Source organism: Haemophilus sp. HMSC061E01 (genome assembly GCF_001810345.1).
Taxonomy (GTDB): domain Bacteria; phylum Pseudomonadota; class Gammaproteobacteria; order Enterobacterales; family Pasteurellaceae; genus Haemophilus_D.
In genome coordinates this window covers 413129-420638 of record NZ_KV801005.1, presented here as the reverse complement: position 1 = coordinate 420638, position 7510 = coordinate 413129, and the positions used below count along the sequence as shown (strand labels likewise).

The window sequence follows — 7510 nt, the reverse complement described above, 5'->3', positions numbered from 1 at the left end:
GCCTGCTCCCGCCATGATTTCAGCGGTGTCACGTGCGAAAACATCAGAGTTTTTACGACCATCATAACCAATCACGATAGAAGGTTGTTTGTCGTAATCTTTTAAATAATCCGCTAAACCGCCTGCTGCCTGTGCCACTAAAACACGGTTCATCCCCATAGGGCCTGCTTGTAATGGTCCACGAAGCCCCGCCGTACCAAATTGTAAACGACCATTAAAGCGCGCTTGTAATTCAGTTTTTGCTTTTTCATCACCGTTTTTCGCCGCCGTTAAAAGTGCGGTTAATTCTGCATGAGTTTCTGCATCAGGATCTTGGTTTAACCAGTTTTGTGCAATATCAAAAAGCGTTGTCATGATGTTTTCTCCTTGTAAAAACTAATTCTTGTTAGACTAGCTGAAAATGACTTTAATTTAAATGACTATTTTGCTTTTTTACTGAAAATTTAAGCTTTTTTTGATCGCAACCGTTTTCTCTTGATATAAAAACGGCGTAAAAAATATTTACGCCGTGAGAGTGATATAAATTTATATAAAATAATAAAAATTAGAGAAGAAGGGCAGAACCCCATTTAATAATATCAAAGAAGAATTTGTTTTGATTGGTTGCAATACCATCACCCGTTTTCTTCAATGTGCCGTCATCATTTTTCGTTTCATCTACCATGCCATTTACATACTGGCCTTTCACCACATCTAAGTCTTCTTTTGCCTGAGTACGTAAGATTTGGCAAGCTTTTGGTTCTAATGCATCGACATCACCAATTTCTGCGCGGAATTTCTTAAATTGATAGGTCGCATAATTCATCGATTTTTCATCTTTTTGAATCATTTTTACATAATCTTCACCGATAATTTTTTCTAACGGATAGAAAAAAACATATTGGGAATGAATATAGCTATCTTCTTTTGCAAAATGTTGTTGCTGAATACGGGTTAAATTCGGATAGATACATTGTTCAGCTTGTTTACTCGCTGTAGCCCATGCTTTCGCATTCTCATCTGAAAGGAGATAATCAGCTTGTGCGAATTCAGCCGGAATAGTTGATTGTGATGAACCGAATAAACTACAAGCATTTAATAACATAATGCTGCTTAAAAAAATAAATTTTTTCACTTAAATTTCCTTATAACATCTAGAATGGCAAAATTTTAGCAACAACAATCTGATTGTAAAGTGATTCTCTAATTGAGAAGTGATTTTCTTTCCCGAACTAAAAAACTTCCGCTATAATGACCGCACTTTTTACACTTATAAAGGAAAGAACAATGCAAAATCCAAAAGATGATATTTTATATGCACCAGTTGAGTGGGTTGATCATAGCGAAGGTTATACTGATATTCGTTTCCACAAATCGACAGACGGTATTGCAAAAATCACCATTAATCGTCCAGAAGTGCGCAATGCATTTCGTCCTCAAACAGTTAAAGAAATGATCCATGCATTTTCTAACGCTCGTTTCGATGAAAAAATTGGCGTGATTGTATTAACTGGTGAAGGCGAAAAAGCATTCTGTTCTGGTGGTGACCAAAAAATTCGTGGTGACTACGGCGGTTACAAAGATGAAAGCGGTGTGCATCATTTAAATGTATTGGATTTCCAACGTGATATTCGTACTTGTCCAAAGCCAGTGGTAGCAATGGTGGCTGGATATGCAATTGGTGGCGGCCACGTACTTCATATGTTATGTGATCTAACCATTGCAGCAGAGAATGCGATTTTTGGTCAAACGGGTCCTAAAGTAGGTTCATTTGACGGTGGCTGGGGTGCAAGCTATATGGCGCGTTTAGTTGGTCAGAAAAAAGCACGCGAAATTTGGTTCTTATGCCGTCAATATAATGCGCAAGAAGCATTAGATATGGGTTTAGTGAATACTGTCGTGCCTTATGCTGATTTAGAAAAAGAAACCGTGCGTTGGTGTCGTGAAATGTTACGTAACAGCCCAATTGCATTACGTTGCTTGAAAGCTGCATTAAATGCAGACTGCGATGGTCAATCTGGTTTACAAGAACTCGCGGGTAACGCAACCATGTTGTTCTATATGACTGAAGAAGGTCAAGAAGGTCGTAACGCGTTTAACGAAAAACGCGCACCAGACTTCAGTAAATTCAGACGTAATCCTTAATTTGAACATAAAAGTGCGGTTAAAAATCAGTGTGTTTTTAACCGCACTTTTGTCATCAAGGAGAATAAGATGGAAACCAAATCATTTAATCTTTATCGTTATTCTATTCCCGTCGATAGCCAATTAATTTTACGTGGACGATTTTTAAAACGCCGAGAAGGCTTGATTGTGCGTGTTGCTTGTAGCCGTGATGGTTGGGGAGAAATTGCCCCTTTACCTGGTTTTAGCGAAGAAACCATCGAACAAGCACAAGAGCAAGCCATTGAATGGCTGACGAATTGGTGTCATGCAAGCTGCGATGCGCCAAGAGTTCCCCTTGACGGTTGTTATCCTTCTGTTGCTTTCGGTATTAGCACGGCGATGGATGAGATGAAACGTTATTTAAATGAGGAAGGTAACTATCACTCCGCACCTTTGTGCTATGGCGATCCTGATGAGTTATATACAGAACTTAATCAAATGCCAGGTGACAAAGTGGCTAAAATCAAAGTCGGCATGTATGAAGCGAATCGTGATGGTTTGATTACGGATATGTTTCTTGAAGCCATTCCTGATTTGCAATTACGTCTAGATGCGAATCGTCAATGGACCTTGGAAAAGGCGTTAAAATTTGCGGAGAAAGTAAAACCACAACATCGTTCTCGTATTCAATTTTTGGAAGAGCCTTGTAAAACACGTGAAGAGAGCCGCCAATTTGCTACTCAAACAGGCATTAATATTGCTTGGGATGAAAGTGTACGTGAGCCAGATTTTCTTGTAGAAAATGAACCGCACTTAAGTGCCATTGTGATTAAACCAACACTAGTTGGTTCGCTACAAGATTGTCAAAAGCTGATTGCACAAGCACATAGTTTAGGCATAAAAGCAGTGATTAGCTCGAGCATTGAAAGTAGTCTAGGATTGACACAACTTGCTCGTATTGCGGCACAATATACACCCAATGTGACCCCAGGATTAGATACGTTAAATTTGATGCAACATCAAGTATTACGTGCGTGGCCAGGCTCAGATTTACCGCTAATTGATTTAAATTCAGAATTTATTACCAAAATCGTCTAGAGATAAGACCACCATTACACAAAAAATCGCTATAATTCGCACAAGTTAAAGGATGTGAAAATGTCAAAAAAATTCAATATTTTGCTGTTAAATGGCCCGAACTTAAATATGTTGGGTGCAAGGGAGCCGAAACATTATGGTTCGCTTTCGTTATCTGCCATTGAAGAAAATGTGGCAAAACTTGCGGCGCAGCATGATGTGAATTTGGCGTGTTTTCAAGCAAATAGCGAAGAAAAGTTAATCGATAAGATTCATCAAAGTTTTCAGAAAGTGGATTTTATTTTAATTAACCCAGCAGCTTATACGCATACCAGTGTTGCATTGCGTGATGCATTGCTTGCTGTGTCAATTCCTTTTGTTGAAATCCATTTGTCTAATGTACATAAGCGCGAGCCATTCCGTCACCATTCTTACTTTAGTGATGTGGCTGAAGGGGTGATTTGTGGCTTAGGTGCGAAAGGCTATGAGTTTGCTCTCCAATTCGCGTTAGATTTTTTAAATAAAAAAGCATAAAATTTCACAAAATTTACAGATTTTCGCAGAAATTTATCGCAAAGTTCATGATTTTGCGGTAATCTTGCCGACACAAAAAACAGGTTTCAAAATGACCGCACTTTGGAAATCAATTCTGAAAGTGCGGTTAGCAATTCATTATTATTTTTAGGAAGAACGTATGGACATTCGTAAAATCAAAAAACTGATTGAATTAGTAGAAGAATCGGGTATCACTGAATTAGAAGTGCAAGAAGAAGAAGGTACAGTACGTATTAGTCGTGCGGCACCAGCTGTTGCACCTGCTGCAATTCAATATGCAGCAGCCCCTGTCGCACCGGTTGCGGCTCCTGCTGCTGCGCCAGCACCTGCAGCGGCTGCACCTGCGGAAGCACCAGCCGCTGAAGTGTCTGGTCACCAAGTACGTTCACCAATGGTGGGTACATTCTATCGTAGCCCAAGTCCAGAAGCGAAAGCTTTCGTGGAAGTGGGACAAACTGTCAAAATAGGCGATGCGCTTTGTATCGTTGAAGCAATGAAAATGATGAACCGTATCGAAGCTGATAAAGCTGGTGTGGTTAAAGCAATCTTAGTAAATGATGGCGAAGCGGTTGAATTTGATCAACCATTGATCGTTATCGAATAATCCCTATCAATCTGAAATGGCGAGCTTTCTCGCCATTTTTTCACCCAAGTGGAAATTGTTATGTTAGAAAAAGTTGTGATTGCTAACCGTGGTGAAATTGCACTGCGTATTTTGCGTGCCTGTAAAGAATTAGGCATTAAAACTGTGGCGGTTCACTCTACCGCTGACCGTGATTTAAAACACGTATTACTTGCAGATGAAACAGTTTGTATCGGACCTGCGCCATCTGTAAAAAGTTATTTAAATATTCCTGCGATTATTGCTGCAGCAGAAGTAACCGGTGCGGATGCGATTCACCCTGGTTATGGTTTCCTTTCTGAAAACGCAGATTTTGCAGAGCAAGTTGAGCGTTCTGGTTTTATTTTTATTGGTCCAACAGCGGACGTTATTCGTTTAATGGGGGATAAAGTTTCTGCGATTAAAGCAATGAAAAAAGCAGGCGTGCCTTGCGTACCTGGTTCAGATGGCCCAGTAGGTAGCGATATCGCGAAAAATAAAGAAATTGCAAAACGTATTGGCTATCCAATTATTATCAAGGCGTCTGGTGGTGGCGGTGGTCGTGGTATGCGCGTGGTACGTAGCGAAGATGCACTTGAAGAATCCATTGCGATGACAAAAGCAGAAGCAAAAGCAGCGTTTAACAATGATATGGTTTACATGGAAAAATATTTAGAAAATCCACGCCATATTGAAATTCAAGTTTTAGCTGATACGCATGGTAATGCAATCTATCTTGCTGAGCGTGATTGTTCAATGCAGCGTCGTCACCAAAAAGTTGTAGAAGAAGCGCCAGCACCAGGTATTACCGAAGAAGTTCGTCGTGATATCGGTTCTCGTTGTGCGAAGGCTTGTGTTGAAATTGGCTATCGCGGTGCAGGTACATTTGAATTCTTATATGAAAATGGTGAGTTCTATTTCATCGAAATGAATACTCGTATTCAAGTAGAGCATCCAGTAACAGAAATGATTACTGGTGTGGATTTGGTGAAAGAACAATTGCGTATTGCAGCTGGTTTACCACTTTCTTATAAACAAGAAGATATTAAAGTGAAAGGTCATGCAATTGAATGTCGTATCAATGCAGAAGATCCAAAAACATTCTTACCATCTCCAGGTAAAGTGGCACACTTGCACTCACCAGGTGGTTTAGGCGTTCGTTGGGATTCTCATGTGTATGGTGGTTATACCGTTCCTCCGCATTATGATTCTATGATCGCAAAATTAATTACATACGGTGATACTCGTGATGTAGCAATCCGTCGTATGCAAAATGCATTATCAGAGACGATCATTGATGGTATCAAAACCAATATCCCACTTCATGAACTCATTCTTGAAGATGAAAACTTCCAAAAAGGTGGCGCAAATATCCACTATTTAGAGAAGAAATTAGGAATGTATGATTAATTTATAATTTTCTAGGCAAAGGCAGAATATTTCTGCCTTTTTTGTTTGTCGTTTAATATAATTATTGACGTTAAAGTATTCTAACGGGAGTTCATAATGGATTTATCACAACGGTATAAGCTAGCGGCTAAGGAAGCTCGCTGGGCATTAGGATTAGCTATTTTTTATGTAATTGGATGGTGTATTTGTGCTTATTTACCCAAAGACTCACCTGGGCCGATAGGTTTTCCGTTATGGTTTGAATTATCCTGTATTTATTTACCCATTTTGTTTGTTGTCATTGGATATTGGATTGTCAAAATTGTCTTTTTAGATATCCCGCTAGATGTTGAGTCAAAGGAGAATAAATAATGAATTTAGGTATTATTCTCCCCTTAGTCATCTATTTAGTCTTCATCTTTGGCGCAGCATTATTTGCTTATGTAAAACGTAGTAAAGGGGATTTCCTTACCGAGTATTATGTGGGAAATCGTTCCATGACGGGCTTTGTTCTTGCGATGACAACGGCTTCCACTTATGCCAGTGCGAGTTCTTTTGTTGGTGGACCAGGGGCTGCCTATAAATATGGGCTAGGTTGGGTATTACTCGCCATGATCCAAGTGCCAGCTGTGTGGTTAGCCTTAGGTGCATTGGGCAAAAAGTTTGCATTACTTTCTCGCGAAACCAATGCACTCACCATCAATGATCTATTTCTCTATCGTTATAAAAATAAATATCTCGTTTGGATTTCCAGTCTAGCATTGTTGCTTGCCTTCTTTGCTGCCATGGTTGTGCAATTTATTGGTGGGGCGAGATTGCTCGAAACCACGATAGGGATTCCTTATACTCATGCGTTACTTATTTTTGCCTTAACTGTTGGCATTTATACATTTATTGGTGGTTTCCGAGCGGTCGTATTAACCGATACGATTCAAGGTACGGTAATGATTTTGGGTACAATCGTGCTGTTAGTCGGGGTTGTTTACCATCTCGGTGGTGTAGAAAGTGCGGTCAATAAATTAACTGAAATTGATCCGAGTTTAATAAGCCCTTACGGTCCGAATGAGATGCTTGATTTTCAATTTATGGCCTCATTTTGGATTTTAGTTTGTTTTGGTGTGGTTGGTTTACCGCATACAGCAGTCCGCTGCATGGCTTTCAAAGATAGTAAAGCCTTACATCGAGGCATGCTTATTGGGACGATTGTCCTTTCAGTCATTATGTTTGGTATGCACTTGGCGGGCGCCTTAGGTCGTGCGGTTGTACCTGATTTAACGGTATCAGATAAAGTCATTCCAACCTTAATGTTGGAAGTGCTTCCGCCAATTGTTGCAGGGATTTTCTTAGCCGCACCGATGTCTGCGATTATGTCCACAGTCGATGCACAACTGATTCAATCCTCTTCAATCTTTGTGAAAGACTTATATCTTGCAAGCAAACCTGAAGCCGCGAAGAATGAAAAACGAATTAGCCGTATTTCATCAGTCATCACGCTTATTTTATCTGCCTTGTTAATTCTCGCTGCACTCAATCCACCAGATATGATTATTTGGTTGAATTTGTTTGCTTTTGGGGGATTAGAAGCAGCATTTCTTTGGGTGATTGTATTGGGTATTTATTGGGATAAAGCAAATGCAGCAGGGGCAATAAGTTCAATGGTGGTGGGGTTAAGCAGTTATGTGCTGCTGACTCAATTTGGTATCAAACTATTTGGTTTTAATGCGATTGTGCCTGCACTTGTATTTGGTTTGATTGCTTTCATCTTGGGTAACCAATTCGGCACAAAAAAATAGTAAAAATGGA

At 39.8% G+C, this 7510-nt stretch carries 8 protein-coding genes and 1 pseudogene; 7 read left to right on the top strand and 2 right to left on the bottom strand.

All coding sequences use genetic code 11. From position 1 onward, the window contains the following. Both HMPREF2732_RS05550 and HMPREF2732_RS05545 read right to left on the bottom strand, forming a co-directional pair. Window positions 1–354: pseudogene (locus tag HMPREF2732_RS05550) on the bottom strand (phospho-sugar mutase); the annotation flags it as partial. A gap of 190 nt (window positions 355–544) precedes the next feature. After that, window positions 545–1084, bottom strand: coding sequence for a DUF5358 domain-containing protein (locus tag HMPREF2732_RS05545; protein ID WP_049368715.1), 540 nt, complete (start codon window positions 1082–1084; stop codon window positions 545–547). Window positions 1085–1266: 182 nt separating this feature from the next. On the opposite strand from HMPREF2732_RS05545, the gene menB reads away from it, so the two are divergent. The 7 genes from menB (at window position 1267) to panF (ending at window position 7500) form a co-directional block, all read left to right on the top strand. Next, the gene (menB, locus tag HMPREF2732_RS05540) at window positions 1267–2124 is read left to right on the top strand and encodes a 1,4-dihydroxy-2-naphthoyl-CoA synthase (RefSeq protein ID WP_070591863.1); all 858 of its coding nucleotides are present in this window, start codon (window positions 1267–1269) and stop codon (window positions 2122–2124) included. Window positions 2125–2193: 69 nt separating this feature from the next. Next, window positions 2194–3183, top strand: coding sequence for an o-succinylbenzoate synthase (gene menC / locus HMPREF2732_RS05535; protein ID WP_070591857.1), 990 nt, complete (start codon window positions 2194–2196; stop codon window positions 3181–3183). Between the two features lie 60 nt (window positions 3184–3243). Then, the gene (gene aroQ, locus HMPREF2732_RS05530; RefSeq protein WP_054419056.1) at window positions 3244–3696 is read left to right on the top strand and encodes a type II 3-dehydroquinate dehydratase; all 453 of its coding nucleotides are present in this window, start codon (window positions 3244–3246) and stop codon (window positions 3694–3696) included. A gap of 160 nt (window positions 3697–3856) precedes the next feature. Continuing rightward, the gene (gene accB, locus HMPREF2732_RS05525) at window positions 3857–4321 is read left to right on the top strand and encodes an acetyl-CoA carboxylase biotin carboxyl carrier protein (RefSeq protein WP_070591854.1); all 465 of its coding nucleotides are present in this window, start codon (window positions 3857–3859) and stop codon (window positions 4319–4321) included. 60 nt (window positions 4322–4381) lie between these two features. Then, on the top strand, window positions 4382–5728 hold the full coding sequence (gene accC / locus HMPREF2732_RS05520) for an acetyl-CoA carboxylase biotin carboxylase subunit (RefSeq protein ID WP_005698310.1): 1347 nt from the start codon (window positions 4382–4384) through the stop codon (window positions 5726–5728). A 96-nt stretch (window positions 5729–5824) separates the two neighbouring features. Further along, entirely contained in the window at window positions 5825–6079 is a 255-nt protein-coding gene (locus HMPREF2732_RS05515; protein ID WP_070591851.1) for a YhdT family protein, read from the top strand. Next, window positions 6079–7500 (top strand): sodium/pantothenate symporter, encoded by a 1422-nt coding sequence (panF, locus tag HMPREF2732_RS05510; protein WP_070591846.1) that lies wholly within the window; start codon window positions 6079–6081, stop codon window positions 7498–7500. Before HMPREF2732_RS05515 ends, panF begins: the two co-directional genes overlap by 1 nt. Window positions 7501–7510 lie beyond the last annotated feature (10 nt).

What these genes read in the sequence shown, in the direction of transcription:
- accB (WP_070591854.1), top strand. Translation starts at nt 3,857, where the DNA reads ATGGACATTCGTAAAATCAAAAAACTGATTGAATTAGTAGAAGAATCG.
- menC (WP_070591857.1), top strand. Translation starts at nt 2,194, where the DNA reads ATGGAAACCAAATCATTTAATCTTTATCGTTATTCTATTCCCGTCGAT.
- HMPREF2732_RS05515 (WP_070591851.1), top strand. Translation starts at nt 5,825, where the DNA reads ATGGATTTATCACAACGGTATAAGCTAGCGGCTAAGGAAGCTCGCTGG.
- accC (WP_005698310.1), top strand. Translation starts at nt 4,382, where the DNA reads ATGTTAGAAAAAGTTGTGATTGCTAACCGTGGTGAAATTGCACTGCGT.
- HMPREF2732_RS05545 (WP_049368715.1), bottom strand. Translation starts at nt 1,084, where the DNA reads ATGTTATTAAATGCTTGTAGTTTATTCGGTTCATCACAATCAACTATT.
- aroQ (WP_054419056.1), top strand. Translation starts at nt 3,244, where the DNA reads ATGTCAAAAAAATTCAATATTTTGCTGTTAAATGGCCCGAACTTAAAT.
- panF (WP_070591846.1), top strand. Translation starts at nt 6,079, where the DNA reads ATGAATTTAGGTATTATTCTCCCCTTAGTCATCTATTTAGTCTTCATC.
- menB (WP_070591863.1), top strand. Translation starts at nt 1,267, where the DNA reads ATGCAAAATCCAAAAGATGATATTTTATATGCACCAGTTGAGTGGGTT.